Below are 14,240 nucleotides of genomic sequence, written 5' to 3' on the forward strand. Positions count from 1 at the left end.
CACGGGCGGTCCGGATGACAGCTGTAGGCCACCGCGCGAGTACGCCCAGCTTTCGGCCCCTCCTCGCCGGAGGGTAGCGTCAGGGGACAGCGAACCGTCCACCGGGCGGAAATGACGAGATGGGGAAGACGTTCACCATATGCCGGACCGACGCCGCCGCACCGCCTTCCGCCTTCCGCTGCCCGAGCGGTCCTCACTGCTGATGCGGGAGCGCCAGTCCCCCACGCCGGGCTCCTCCTCTTCCTCCTCTTCTCCCTCGTCCTCTTCTCCCTCGTCCTCCTCCTCGCCGGCCGGGTCCTCCGGCCCGCAGGACGACAACCCGTTCGCCCCGCCGCCCGAGGACCGCCCCGACCAGCCGTGGCAGCCGCGCCACCCGGCCAACGCCGGTACGAACGGCGAGGACGACGGCGAGTCCGGGGACGCGCCGGAGGACGGATCCTCCGACAAGCGGCCCGTCTGGGGCAGCCAGTGGAGCAGCCACCAGCCGGGGCGCCAGAACGGCACCTTCGGCGGCCGGCCCACCGGACCCGGCGGACCGAACGGCCAGGGCGGCGGACGGGGCGGCCCCGAGGGCCCCCGCGGCGGCCTGCGCTGGGACCCGACCGACCCGGTCCAGCGCCGGGCCCGTTACTCACTGCTCTCCGGCATGTGGGCCTTCTTCTTCGCGCTCTTCGACTTCCCGGAGATCGCGCTGCTGCTCGGCGCGCTCGCAACCTACTGGTCGATCAGCGCGCTCCGGGCCAAGCCGAAGGAGCCGGCGACTCCGGGCGAGGCGGCCGGTCCGGCCGGGGCTCCCGGCACGACCGCCGCGGCGCAGGGCCACGACGCCCCGTCCGCACCGGCGCCCGTCACCGGGTCCACTGCCGCGGCGGCTCCGCCGGGTACGAACTACCTCCAGCGCGGCAGCCGCCAGCAGACGACGGCCGCGGTCAGTGGTCTGGTGACGGGACTGATCGCCCTGCTGATCGTCGCGACGTCGTTCACGGTGCAGCTGGTCTACCGCGACTACTACACCTGCGTGAACGACGCTCTCACCAAGTCGGGCCAGTTGACCTGCAACGACCTGCTCCCGAAGCCGCTGGAACCCCTCTTCGGGGTCAAGAACTAGCGTCCTGCGGACCGGCCGGGCCAAGCGGCGCGGCCGGTCCGGCCGGTGCGGGGTCCGTGGCTGGTTCGGCTGATGCGGGCGGTGCGGGGTCCGTGGCCGGTGCGGCTGACGCGGCCCGTGCCGCCGGCGCCCCCTGCGCCTTCGCGTGCCAGGGGTCGTTCGGCAGGAAGTCGTACGCCTCGAACTCGTCGTCCACATCGGCCGGACGCGGACCGGCCGGGCGGGGCACGGAGACGGGGGCCGCTTCCGCGCCGGGTTCCTCCGGCCGGGCGCCGCGCCTCGGCCACCACGTGCGCCAGGCCTTCCGCTTCTCGCCCGCCCCGGCATCCCGGGGCTTCCGCGCCCTGTCCGTACCGCCCGGTGCCACGTCCGGCGCCTCGGCCGCCTCCGGCTCGGCCGGTGTACGGCCACGCAGCCGCCAGGCCCGCAGCAGGAGCGCCACCGGGACGGCGAGCGCCCCCGTCCACACGAGGGCCGCCGCGCCGGTGAGCCACCACACGGGGCCGAACCGTGCCAGTGCGTGGGTCCCGAGCGGCCCGCCCGCCGCCGCCGCCAGCAGGGCCGCGCCGATACCGCAGCCCGCCGCCGCCAGCGCGGTGGTGAGGGCCGTCTCCCGCAGGCTCCACGCCTCCTCACGCTCACCGTGGGCGGGCGCCGCCCTCCGCACGGTGAACCAGGCCACCGTCACCGCCGCCGCGACCGGGACCGCCGCGACCGCCCAGTTCAGGGGTGTCCCGGACCCCTGCGCCGGCAGCGCGGCCAGCAGGGGGAAGTCGGGCAGCGACGGGGCTCCCGTGAAGGCGATCGGGGTGGCCGTGGACGCCGTACCGAGCGCGAGACCGGGGCCGAGCCCGTACGCCGCACCCCACACCGCCGCGTTCGGCACCAGCGCCAGCGCCAGCAGGAGCACCGCGCACCGCCCGGCCCAGTCGCCGGAGAGCCGCAGGAAGGACTCCTGGACCGGTTCCGCGTGGAACACCAGCGCCGCCGCGGCCACCAGCGCGCCGCCGCCCAGCAGGACCGCGACCCCGGCCGCGGCGGACCGGCCCACCGCCTCCGCGCGCCGCGCGAACCGGGAGCGGGCCATCGCCTCGTGCAGCCGCACCGGCGCCCACGGGGGCGGCGGCCCGAGCGGGCGCCCCGAGGCCGTCCACACCCCGGCCGCGGCAGCACCCGCCACCACGAGGGCAGCCGGGAACAGCAGGGACAGCGGCCGCGCGGACAGCGCGGACCCCCGGGCGTAGAGCGCCACAGCCGTCCCGACCAGCAGATATCCCACCGTCACCAGGGCGAAGGCGCCTTGGGCGGAGGGAGCGCCGCTCCCTTCCTCGGGTTCCAGCACATCCCTGGCCGCCCGGTGCACCAGCCAGACCGGCAGGGCGGTGAGCAGCAGCGGAACGACGCCGACGGGGGCCGGGGCGCCGGTCAGGGTTTCGGTCCTGATCAGTTCGGCGCCGTGCGCGAGCAGCCAGAGCCCGGCCGCGGCGTGGAAGGCCTCGCCCGGGCTGCTGTCGGGGTCCGGGGAGCTGATCCACAGCACCACGACGAGCACGGCGACGGAGCCCAGGCTCAGCCCTGCCGCGAGCGCCCCGCGCAGCAGCGCCCGGGCCTGCACGGCGGACCGTCCGTGCTCTGCCGACAACGACGGTCCGCGTTCGGTCATTTGGGTCACACCGTCATGCTCCCAACGACACGCGCCTATTCCGTGTAACGGGCGAACGGCCGCTGTGTCGCTCAATATACATTTATGTACTTTTTCACCCAGTGCAGGCCGGTCGGGGGGCCCTCATGACCCAGAGCACCACCGGCACATCCGCCTCCCCTCCGCTCCCGTCGCCCAAGGAGCGGCGCAGGCTGCGGGAGGCGAAGTCGCTGAGTGAGGCGCAGGTCGCGGCGGCCGTGGGGGTCACCCCGGCCACGGTCCGGGCCTGGGAGACGGGCCGTACCAGCCCGCGCGGACGCAAGCGCGAGGTGTACGCGCGACTGATCGGGACCGGCGGCACGCGGTCCACCTCACGCCCCTCCCCCGTCAAGCCGGCCACCCCGAACAACCCGCCGAGAGCCACCTCCGCAAGTCGGACCAGGCCGGCGGAGACCACGCAGGCGGGGTCCGGGGCCGTCGGCGCGCCCGGCTTCGTGAAGGCCACCGAGCCGTCCGCGAAGCCCCTGACCGAGCCCCTTCCGCCGACCCCCGTCGACGCATCCATCGGGAGCGACGCCATGGACCCGACCGAGCCCGGCACCACCGCCGCACCGGCGCCGGCACAGGCGCCCGCGCCCACCGGAGCCGCGCACATGGCCGACATCGTCGAGGCCGATGCAGCGGACGGACCGGACGGAGCGAACGCGGACGGACCGGATGCGGACGGACAGGACACGGACGGACCGGACGGAGCCGAAGCGGTCGAAGCTGCCGAAGCGGTCGAAGCGGTCGAAGCGGCTGAAGGCTCCGGGCTCTCCCCCGCCGAGGCCTTCGACGCGCTGTACCGGCACACCGCCGCCGCGCTCTACCGGCAGACCTACCTGCTGACGGGTCGCCGCGCCCTCTCCCGGGAGGCCGTCGGCAAGGCCTTCGAGCAGGCCTGGCAGCGCTGGCCGGAGGTCGCCGTGGACCGTGATCCGGTGGGCTGGGTGCGGGCGGCCGCCTACGAGTACGCGATGTCGCCGTGGCACCGGCTGCGCCGCGAGCACCGCCACCCGGACCCGCCACCCGAGGCGCCCGGCCCGCGCGCCCTGCTCGACGCGCTGCTCGCCCTGCCGCCGTCGTACCGCCGCACCCTGCTGCTGCACGACGGTGTCGGTCTGGGGCTGCCGGAGACCGCGGCGGAGACGGAGGCCAGCACTCCGGCGGCTGCGGGACGGCTGGTGAACGCCAGGGCCGCCGTCGCCGAGCAGCTGCCCGAGCTCGCGGAGCCGCCGACCCCTGCCGAGCAGTCCGCGCTGCTGCACGAACACCTCGGCGCACTGGCCCTTGCCCAGCCGGCGTCCTCGCTCCCGGTTCCGGATCTCATCCGGACGGGCAGCGAGCGCAAGGCGCAGCTCTGGACCCGGGCTGCCATCGCCTTCACCGTGCTGCTGATCGGTCTGACGCTGATCACCCTGGCGACGGCCCCGAGGCAGTACGAGACACCCGAGTCGCCGCCGCAGAGGGTGGCGGGGGTGCCTCCGCTCGGTGGTCCGCAGAAGCTGACGCCGCAGGACAAGAAGCTCCAGAAGAAGCTCGGCGGTGAGCTGGTGCGCGGTCCGGGCCGGCTGGTCCCCCGGGTCGGCTGATCCCCCGGGGTCGGCTGATCCCCGAGTCGGCTGATCCGGCACGCCTTCGGCGGACCCGGCACACAAAGACGCGGGCCCGTACCCCTTGATCGGGGTACGGGCCCGCGTCCTGATGCGGTGACGCGTTCCTGCGGTGGTGCTCCGACGCGGTGAGGCGTCAGGCGCCGAGGATCTCGCGTGCCAGCTTGGCGGTCTCGGTCGGCGTCTTGCCGACCTTGACGCCGGCGGCCTCGAGGGCCTCCTTCTTCGCCTGCGCGGTGCCGGAGGAGCCGGAGACGATGGCGCCGGCGTGGCCCATGGTCTTGCCCTCGGGGGCGGTGAAGCCCGCGACGTAACCGACGACCGGCTTGGTGACGTTCTTCGCGATGAAGTCCGCCGCACGCTCCTCGGCGTCGCCGCCGATCTCGCCGATCATGACGATCAGGTCGGTGTCGGGGTCGGCCTCGAACGCCGCGAGGGCGTCGATGTGCGTCGTACCGATGACCGGGTCGCCACCGATGCCGACGGCGGACGAGAAGCCGATGTCACGGAGCTCGTACATCATCTGGTAGGTCAGCGTGCCGGACTTCGACACGAGACCGATGCGGCCGGGCTTGGTGATGTCGCCCGGGATGATGCCGGCGTTGGACTGGCCGGGGGTGATGAGACCCGGGCAGTTCGGGCCGATGATCCGGGTCTTGTTGCCCTTCGCGCCGGCGTACGCCCAGAAGGCGGCCGAGTCGTGGACGGCGATGCCCTCGGTGATCACGACGGCGAGGGGGATCTCGGCGTCAATCGCCTCGATGACGGCGGCCTTCGAGAAGGCCGGCGGCACGAAGAGGACGGACACGTTCGCGCCGGTCTTCTCCATCGCCTCGGCGACGGAGCCGAAGACCGGTACCTCGGTGCCGTCGAAGTCGACGGTCGTGCCGGCCTTGCGCGGGTTCACGCCGCCGACGATGTTGGTGCCGTCGGCGAGCATGAGCTTGGTGTGCTTCATGCCCGTCGAGCCGGTCATCCCCTGGACGATGACCTTGCTGTCCTTGGTGAGGAAGATAGCCATGGTGGTCTGAGTCCCTCTTCCTTACTTCGCAGCCGCGGCGAGCTCGGCGGCCTTGTCGGCCGCGCCGTCCATGGTGTCCACGCGCTGCACCAGCGGGTGGTTGGCGTCGGAAAGGATCTTGCGACCCAGCTCCGCGTTGTTGCCGTCAAGGCGCACGACGAGCGGCTTGGTGACCGCTTCGCCCTTGGTCTTGAGCAGCTCCAGCGCCTGGACGATGCCGTTGGCGACCTCGTCGCAGGCGGTGATGCCACCGAAGACGTTGACGAACACGGACTTGACGTCCGGGTCGCCGAGGATGATCTCCAGGCCGTTCGCCATGACCTCTGCGGAGGCGCCGCCACCGATGTCGAGGAAGTTGGCGGGCTTCACGTTGCCGTGGTTCTCACCGGCGTACGCGACGACGTCCAGGGTCGACATGACCAGACCGGCACCGTTACCGATGATGCCGACCTCGCCCTCGAGCTTGACGTAGTTGAGGTTCTTGGCCTTGGCGGCAGCCTCGAGCGGGTTGGCTGCGGCCTTGTCCTCGAGCGCCTCGTGACCCGGCTGACGGAAGTCGGCGTTCTCGTCGAGAGACACCTTTCCGTCCAGGGCCAGGATCCGGCCGTCCTTGGTCTTGACCAGCGGGTTGACCTCGACGAGGAGGGCGTCCTCGGCGACGAAGGTGTCCCACAGGGTCACCAGTGCCTCGGCGACACCCTCGGCCACGTCGGCCGGGAACTTCGCCAGGGCCACGATCTCGCGGGCCTTGACGATGTCCACGCCGTCAACGGCGTTGACCGGGACCTTCGCGAGGGCCTCGGGGGTCTTCTCCGCGACCTCCTCGATGTCCATGCCGCCCTGCACCGAGGCCATGGCCAGGAAGGTGCGGTTGGTGCGGTCGAGGAGGTACGAGACGTAGTACTCCGCCTCGATCTCCGGGGACAGCTCGGCGATCATCACCTTGTGGACCGTGTGGCCCTTGATGTCCATGCCGAGGATGTCGGTCGCCCGGGCGACCGCCTCGTCGGGGTCGGCGGCCAGCTTGACGCCACCGGCCTTGCCGCGGCCACCGACCTTCACCTGCGCCTTGACGACGGACTTGCCGCCCAGCCGCTCGGTCGCCTCGCGGGCTGCCTCAGGCGTCTCGATCACTTCACCGGCCAGCACCGGTACACCGTGCTTGGCGAAGAGGTCCCTCGCCTGGTACTCGAACAGGTCCACGCGCGTCCGTCCCTTATCAAATGGTCTCGCGGTTGGTTTTCTGCGTGGGCGTGCCGCGAGGGGCAACGTGACTGCTCTGTCACAAGGAAGGCGCACACGGTGACCGAATACGCGGCATGTCCGTCTCGCAGGTTATCCCCGCGCCCCGCAGGACCCTAAATCGCAGATCACACCTGGGCGGTGATTACGGTCACAGATCACGCTGGTGGCCGGGTCGCAGTGGACAAATCGACACGGGCCGTCGGGCCACCGGGCCCGCGGACAGCGGGACCGCACCCGCTGGACCGGGCGGCCCCCCGCCGGTCCGGACCATGCGGGGTCCGGACCGTGCGGGAGACCGCCCAGCACTCTCAGATGCCCTGGAGCGGGTACGCCGGAGTGGTGACGGGCTGCGCCGGGTTCAGCGACGAGACGGTCGCCGAGGCCGACGCCACGGTGTCGGAGACGTAGGCGGGCGTGACGGACGACAGCCCCTGGGAGCCGTACGCGACATGCTCCACGGCCGGACGGGCGTCGTCACCGACCGTGGACACGAGACCGCCCGCGAGAGGACGGACCCGGGAGCCGACGCCCTGGGCCAGCGGCATCACCTGCCCGGTGACCCTCTGGGCGAACGGGGCGACGGCGTCGCCGGTCAGGCCCTGGGCCAGGGGCCGGACCTCGGAGACGACACCCTCGGCGAACGGCTGGACCGCGCCGGTCACTCCGTACGCCAGGGGCTGGACCTCGGTCGTCACCCCCTGCGCGAAGGGCAGGGCGGCCTGCGCCACGACTCCGTCGGCGAACGGCGTGACCTCGCCGGTGACGCCCTGAACGAGGGTGGACACGTCTCCGAGTGCCTGTCCGACGACCGGCAGCACCGAGGAGACCGTGTCGGCGACCAGGGGCGGCAGCACGGCGTCGGAGGTCTGTCCGACGGCCGGTGCGGCCTGGGCGAGGGCGCCTTGGGCGGTGCTCCCTGCGGTGTCGAGCACGTGGGGAGCCGCGGTCCGCACGTTCTGTCCGTAGCCGGGGAGCTGCTCGATCGGGCCGAAGAGGTAGTCGACGGGCGCTTCGGGGGCAGGCGTGCCGATGGTGTCGGCCGCATGGCCGGCCGCGGTGTTCTGTGCGGTGGCTGTGGCAGTGGACGTGGCAGTGGACGTGGCGGCGGACGCCTTGGCACGGGCGTCGGACGCTGCGGCGGCTGCCTTCGCGCGGGCGGTGTCCTGGAGGCCTGCGGCCTTGGTGACCGCGTCCGCACCGTCGATGCCGTTGATGCCGTTGATGCCGTCCGTCACGTCGCTCACGTCGGCCGCATCGACCGCGTCGGTCACGTCGGCCACGTCGGCTGCGTCGGCTGCGTGGTCCGGGGTGGACAGCGGGAAGGAGACGGGCAGTTCGTCCGCGCTTGCGGCTGCGGTGCCGAGCGCCCACATACCGGTGGCCGTGGCAGCGACGGCTATGGAACGGCGAATGTTCTTGTGCATGTGTGTGTCAGATCCTTCGAATGGGTTCGGCTGTCCGGAGTACATCCGGACGGCGGGCAGACCTGTTCCGCCCCCGCGCGGCAGGTCGGGGCGGGGGAAAGGCCTGCCCTAGCCGGGGAATTCGAGGATGTCGCCGGATCTGTCACGGACCGGTGCGACGGTCGCCGGCAGACCGGCGCCGCGAACGAGTCCGAAGGAGGTGCCGTCCACCGACGGGACCGCGTGCTGGTCACCGCCACGGGGCGGGTGGACCTCGGCGGACGTGGAATGGCCCTGCTGCCCGCCGTCGGGCCCGAAGGGACCCCGGGGTGCCGGACGGTGATCCGCCCCGGCCTCCCGGTGAGGCGCCGCCGCCGCTGCGGTCCTGTCCGGTGCGACGCCGGTACCGGTGACGTTCCCCCGGCGAGGCGCGGCCGGAAGGTCCGGTGCGTCGCCGGCGGGCGCGTCGGACACCGGTGCGGGAATGGTCTGCGGCGGCTCCGAGATGACCGGCAACGACGGCACCGGCAGCGGCAGTTCGGCGGGGGCCGGGAGGACCACCGCGATGTCACCGAGCCCGGAGACGGCCGTGCCCACAGTCCTCTCGACGGCCTCGCTGACGGGCTGGGTCACCTGCCGGACGGTGTCCCGTACGGGATCGGTGACCGGACTCGGCACGGAGCGGGCCACGTTCCGGGGTGAGGACACGGGCGGTACGGCGGCTTCCGGTGCCACCGCACGTGCTGCCTGTGCGGCCTGTCCTGCCTGTGCTGCTGTACGGGCTGCCGGTTTTGTTTCCATCACCGTCCGGACCGACTGCTCTTCCTGAACCGGTCGCTGCTCCTGAACCGACTGCTGCTCCTGAACCGGCTGTTGCTCCTGAACCGGCTGTTGTTCCTTGACCGACTGTTGTTCCTTGACCGGTTGCTGGAGCAGTCCCTGGACCGTTCGGCGCTCCGGTCGCAGGTCCGGTTGCTGGTCTGCCTGCGCACGCGCGCCGAAGAGCAGCCCCAGTGCCAGCAGACCGCCGAGGAACAGCACCACCTGCAACGCGCGCCGGCCGGCCGCGCCGCGCCGGGGGCGCGGGGCGGCCGTGGGAGCGGCAACTGCGGTGGTCACGTCGGAGCGAGCCTCTCAGGACGGGATGGACCGCGGAATGCGATCCTCCGCGGACGTCGGGACGATGCTTGCACGAGCCGCCCGGGGTGACGCAAGTCCCCTGTTACTGATGGGTCTCCTTGTCCGGTATGGGCAGGGGCCGCTTCTCGATCGCGGCCGCCATCACGTCCGGGAAGAGGTCCGGCGTACAGGCGAAGGCGGGAGCACCGAGGGCGGAGAGGGCCGCCGCGTGGTCACGGTCGTAGGCGGGCGCGCCCTCGTCGGAGAGAGCGAGCAGGGTCACGAACTGCACTCCGGACGCCTTCATGGCGGCGACCCGCTTCAGCATCTCGTTGCGGATGCCGCCCTCGTAGAGGTCGCTGATGAGCACGACGACGGTGTCGGCGGGGCGGGTGATCCTGGACTGGCAGTACGCGAGTGCCCGGTTGATGTCCGTGCCGCCGCCGAGCTGGGTACCGAAGAGCACGTCGACGGGGTCGTCGAGCTGGTCGGTGAGGTCGACGACCGCCGTGTCGAAGACGACGAGTCTGGTTCGGAGCGCGCGCATGGAGGCAAGGACGGCGCCGAAGACCGATGCGTACACGACGGACGCCGCCATCGAACCCGACTGGTCGATACAGAGGATGACGTCCTTCTTCACGGACTGCGCGGCCCGCCCGTAGCCGATGAGGCGTTCGGGGACGATCGTGCCGGCCCCGTCCTCGCCTGGGAGGGTGAGGTAGTTCTTGAGGTTGGCCCGGATGGTGCGGTCCCAGTCGATGTCGTGGTGCCGAGGCCGCGTGACCTTCGCGGAACGGTCCAGCGCACCGGTCAGCGTGGCCCGGGTCCGGGTGGAGAGCTGCTTCTCCAGCTTCTCGACGACCTTGCGCACGACGGCCCTTGCCGTCTCCTTCGTCGTCTCGGGCATGGCCTTGTTGAGCGAGAGCAGGGTGCCGACGAGATGGACGTCCGCCTCGACGGCCTCCAGCATCTCCGGTTCCAGCAGGAGCGCGGACAGGCCGAGACGGTCGATGGCATCACGCTGCATGACCTGGACGACGGACGTGGGGAAGTACGTACGGATGTCGCCGAGCCAGCGGGCCACGGACGGGGCCGAGGCGCCGAGTCCGGCCGACCGGCCGCTGCCGCCCCGTCCGCCGGGTTTTCCGCCGCCCTCGTAGAGCGCGGTCAGCGCGCCGTCCATCGCGGCGTCGTGACCGGTGAGGGTGCATCCGGTGCTCTCGGCACTGTCCGCGCCCAGCACCATGCGCCACCGCCGCAGCCGTTCCTCGTGACCGGTGGCGGCCTGCGCCGTTGCCCTTCTCGTCGCTGCCACGTCCACCGAGCCGTCCACCGGGCCCTGCGTCGCGCCATCCACTGCGCTGTCCATCGCGCCCGTGCCGTTCGCCGTCGTCATCCCGTCGCCCCCAGCCGATCCTCGTGGTGTTCGGATGTCTCCGCCGCCCCCGTTGGGGCGTCCAGGCCCAGCAGCAGGCGCAGCACCGGCACCACCGCGTCCGCGCGCGCCGCGTCGAGGACAGGTCCGAACCCGGGCGCCGTGGACTCGCGGCCCGGAACCGGTCCGGTGCCCGGGTCCGTGCCGGCGGCCGGGCCGCGCCGGACGAGTTCGCCCAACGTGCGCCGCACACCCGGCTCGTACGCCGAGAAGGTGCGGCGCAGCAGGGGCAGTACGTCGGTGAAGGTGCCGGCGGGGACTCCGGTGAGCCAGGAGTCGACCAGGGCGAGCAGCCGTTCGTCGTGGACCAGGAGCATGCCGCCGCCGGCCGCGCCGCCGACGAAGCCCTCGATCCATGCGGCGGCGTCGGCGGGCGGTGTGCCGGGCGACAGGGCGAGGCCCATCAGCCGGGCGGCCTCGTCCTGTGCGAGGTGTCCGTCGTCGAGCAGGAGCCGGGCGGCCCGGCCGCGGATCACGCCGGCGACCGTGTCCCGGGCGGTGAGCCGGTGCAGCACGGACCTCCAGCGTGCGCGCAGCCCGTCCGCGTTGACCGGTACGGCACCGGCGAGCAGCCCGATCGCCGTGTGGACGCCGTCCACCTGACGGCGCAGGGCGGCGGCCCCGTCCGCGTCGAGCCCGGTGCAGGCGGGCGGCAGTCCGACGCAGATCCGCTCCGCGAGCCCGGCCGCGACCTCCCCCAGCGCGGCGGTGTCCGTGGCGCGGACGTCTCCGTAGCGCAGGGTGCGGGCCAGGGCCGGCAGGGCGTCCGCGAGGTGGCCGACATCGGCGTCGAGCGCGGCCCGGTCGGCGAGGACCCGCATCACGACGGGGAGCGCCTCCGTCAGTCCCGCGAGCAGGCACCGCTCGGCCAGAGCGGTGACCTCGGCGAGCGCGGTGGCCGCCAGCGCGTCCGACTCCGCCCGTGCCGTGGCGGCGGAGAGCACGGTGGTGCCCCAGACGCCCGCTTCCGCGACCCGTACGTACAGCTCGGGCTCCCAGTGCAGCCGCCAGCTCTCCCGGAACGTGCCGGTGCTCCCCCGGCCGGCGGCGGGTTCGCCCCAGTCGATTCCGAGGAGGCGCAGCCGGTGCAGGAGCCGGCTGCGCGCCGCGTCGGTGTCCTTGCGGAGGTCGAGCTCCAACTCCCTTTCGGAGGCTTCCGGTTTGAGGCGGAGGGTGCGCTGCCGGCGGCTGAGGTCGCGCTGCAGGGGCACGGCGGGGGCGGTGTCCGGCACCTCGCCGAGTGTCACGCCGACGACCAGGCGGTCCCGGACGAGGGCGAGCGGCACGTCGGAGCCTTCGCACATCACGGCCCGCACGGCGTCGGTGGTCTCGCTCAGTCCGGCGAGCGGCCGGCCCCGCATGGCGGCGAGGGTGTCGGCGAGCCGGACCGCCTCGATGACATGGGCGGAGGACACGAACCGGTCCTCGTCACGCAGGAGTCCGGCGACCTTGGTCATCCAGCGTTCGACCGGACGGTCCGGGGAGGCGAAGAGGTGCTCGTACCATCCGGGCGAGTCGATGCCCGCCCCGTATCCGCTGTGCCGGGCGAGCCGCTGGTGGGTCCAGGGCACCCAGGTCAGCTCCGCCTTGACCTTGGGAAGGCCCTTGAGGAGCGCCCGGTCGGCGGTCTGCGTCGTCCTGGCTTCGAGTGCGGGAACATGCCAGGCGCCGCAGACCACGGCGAAGGCGCCGCCGAACTCCTTGCGCGCGGCGCGGAGCTGGATGCGCATGTACGCCTCCCGGACCGCGTCCCGGGGGTGGCCGCCGTCCCCGTACACCTCGCGCAGGGCGGTCATCGCCTCGCCGAGCGCGGCGAAGGCGGCCAGCGGGTCGGTGGCCGCGGCGCCCGGCAGGCCGGGGACGCGGTGCTCCACGACGTCCTCCCACCAGCGCTCGGGGTCGTCGTACCCCGCCGTCTCGGCCAGCACCCGGATCGGGTCGACGGGAACGGGCCGGGGCTCGGCCTCCTGTCCGGGCCGGGGCTCGCCGTCCTGCCCGGGGCGGCGCTCGTCCTGCTCCTGCCCGGGGCGGCGCTCGTCCTGCTCCTGCCCGGGGCGGCGCTCGTCCTGCTCCTGCCCGGGGCGGCGCTCGTCCTGCTGCCCGGGCCGGGGCTCGTCGTCCTGCCCGGGGCGGCGCTCCCGCTCGCCCTCCTCCGCCATGGCCAGGGAGTGTGCTGCGGGCAGGTCGATGAAGCGGACCGGGACACCGTGCGCCAGGGCCCAGCGGATCGCGACCCATTCGGGCGAGAACGCGGCGAGCGGCCAGAACGCCGCCCGGCCCGGGTCGTCCACCGCATGGGCGAGCAGGGCGACGGGCGGCCGCATCTGCTCGTCGGCGGCGAGCGGCAGCAGCGCGTCGCCCTCGGGCGGGCCCTCGATGAGCACCGCCTGCGGGCGGGCCGCGTCCAGGGCGGCACGGACGGCGCGGGCGGACCCCGGGCCGTGGTGCCGCACCCCGAGCAGGAGCGGCCCCGCCGGGCGCGCGGTCATACGGAGACCTCACGGCAGGCGCGGTAGAAGTCCTTCCAGCCGTCCCGCTCGCGGACCACGGTCTCCAGATACTCCTGCCAGACCACACGGTCGGCCGCCGGATCGCGGACGACCGCGCCGAGGATGCCGGCGGCGACGTCCCCGGGCCGCAGCACGCCGTCGCCGAAGTGGGCCGCGAGAGCGAGTCCGTTGGTGACGACGGAGATGGCCTCGGCCGTGGACAGCGTCCCCGAGGGGGACTTGAGCTTGGTCCGGCCGTCGGTCGTGACCCCGTCGCGCAGTTCGCGGAAGACCGTGACCACGCGGCGGATCTCCGCGAGGCCGTCGGGCGCGGGCGGCAGGTCGAGCGAGCGCCCGACCTGGTCGACGCGGCGCGAGACGATGTCGACCTCCGCCTCGGGGGTGGCGGGCAGCGGCAGCACCACGGTGTTGAAGCGACGGCGCAGCGCGCTGGACAGCTCGTTGACCCCGCGGTCGCGGTCGTTGGCCGTGGCGATGACGTTGAATCCGCGGACGGCCTGGACCTCCTGGCCCAGCTCGGGCAGCGGCAGGGTCTTCTCCGACAGGATCGTGATCAGTGAGTCCTGCACATCGGCGGGGATGCGGGTGAGCTCCTCGATGCGGGCGGTCATGCCCTCGGACATGGCCCGCATCAGCGGGCTGGGCACCAGCGCGTCACGGCTGGGGCCGTGCGCGAGCAGCTGTGCGTAGTTCCATCCGTAGCGGACGGCTTCCTCGGGTGTGCCCGCCGTGCCCTGGACGAGGAGGGTCGAGTCACCGCTGACGGCGGCCGCGAGGTGCTCGGACACCCAGGTCTTGGCGGTGCCGGGCACCCCGAGCAGCAGCAGCGCTCGGTCGGTGGCGAGTGTGGTGACAGCGACTTCGACGAGGCGGCGTGGGCCCACGTACTTGGGTGTGATCACTGTGCCGTCGGACAGGACGCCGCCGAGCAGGTACGTGGCGACGGCCCACGGCGACAGGCGCCAACGCTCGGGCCGCGGGCGGTCGTCGGCGGCGGCGAGCGCCTTCAGCTCGTCGGCGAAGGCGTCCTCGGCATGCGGGCGCAGGACTTCGGCGCCGGTCGCTGCGATGGTTTCGGACACGGTCATGGATCCCCCTCCAGATC

The 14,240-nt window shown here is 73.2% G+C and carries 10 protein-coding genes; 2 read left to right on the forward strand and 8 right to left on the reverse strand.

The genetic code is table 11. From position 1 onward, the window contains the following. Nucleotides 1-139: 139 nt before the first annotated feature. Nucleotides 140-1,108: a hypothetical protein gene (locus JGS39_RS17315; RefSeq protein WP_219570028.1), complete on the forward strand. Its 969-nt coding sequence runs from the start codon at nt 140-142 to the stop codon at nt 1,106-1,108. Here JGS39_RS17315 and JGS39_RS17320 read toward each other — a convergent pair. Beyond that, complete coding sequence (locus JGS39_RS17320) at nt 1,098-2,771, reverse strand: cell division protein PerM (protein ID WP_219570029.1); 1,674 nt, start codon at nt 2,769-2,771, stop codon at nt 1,098-1,100. The genes JGS39_RS17315 and JGS39_RS17320 overlap by 11 nt on opposite strands. Before the next feature lie 125 nt (nt 2,772-2,896). Between JGS39_RS17320 and JGS39_RS17325 the strand changes: the two genes are divergently transcribed. Then, entirely contained in the window at nt 2,897-4,381 is a 1,485-nt protein-coding gene (locus tag JGS39_RS17325) for a helix-turn-helix domain-containing protein (protein ID WP_219570030.1), read from the forward strand. A 157-nt stretch (nt 4,382-4,538) separates the two neighbouring features. Here JGS39_RS17325 and sucD read toward each other — a convergent pair whose 3' ends face one another. From sucD to JGS39_RS17360, 7 genes are all read right to left on the reverse strand, one after another. Beyond that, entirely contained in the window at nt 4,539-5,423 is an 885-nt protein-coding gene (gene sucD, locus JGS39_RS17330) for a succinate--CoA ligase subunit alpha (RefSeq protein ID WP_219570031.1), read from the reverse strand. Between the two features lie 21 nt (nt 5,424-5,444). After that, entirely contained in the window at nt 5,445-6,626 is a 1,182-nt protein-coding gene (gene sucC, locus JGS39_RS17335; RefSeq protein WP_219570032.1) for an ADP-forming succinate--CoA ligase subunit beta, read from the reverse strand. 350 nt (nt 6,627-6,976) lie between these two features. After that, on the reverse strand, nt 6,977-8,092 hold the full coding sequence (locus tag JGS39_RS17340; protein ID WP_219570033.1) for a hypothetical protein: 1,116 nt from the start codon (nt 8,090-8,092) through the stop codon (nt 6,977-6,979). A gap of 108 nt (nt 8,093-8,200) precedes the next feature. Continuing rightward, nucleotides 8,201-9,190: a hypothetical protein gene (locus JGS39_RS17345; RefSeq protein ID WP_219570034.1), complete on the reverse strand. Its 990-nt coding sequence runs from the start codon at nt 9,188-9,190 to the stop codon at nt 8,201-8,203. Nucleotides 9,191-9,293: 103 nt separating this feature from the next. Next, nucleotides 9,294-10,436, reverse strand: coding sequence for a vWA domain-containing protein (locus tag JGS39_RS17350; protein ID WP_236064292.1), 1,143 nt, complete (start codon nt 10,434-10,436; stop codon nt 9,294-9,296). Nucleotides 10,437-10,582: 146 nt separating this feature from the next. Beyond that, a complete protein-coding gene (locus JGS39_RS17355) occupies nt 10,583-13,114 on the reverse strand; it encodes a DUF5682 family protein (RefSeq protein ID WP_236064290.1) in 2,532 nt (843 codons plus the stop codon). Continuing rightward, complete coding sequence (locus JGS39_RS17360) at nt 13,111-14,223, reverse strand: ATP-binding protein (RefSeq protein ID WP_219570035.1); 1,113 nt, start codon at nt 14,221-14,223, stop codon at nt 13,111-13,113. Before JGS39_RS17360 ends, JGS39_RS17355 begins: the two co-directional genes overlap by 4 nt. Nucleotides 14,224-14,240: the final 17 nt, after the last annotated feature.

Origin of the sequence: Streptomyces poriferorum, assembly GCF_019399235.1 — a bacterium.
In the GTDB taxonomy this organism is placed as follows: domain Bacteria; phylum Actinomycetota; class Actinomycetes; order Streptomycetales; family Streptomycetaceae; genus Streptomyces; species Streptomyces poriferorum.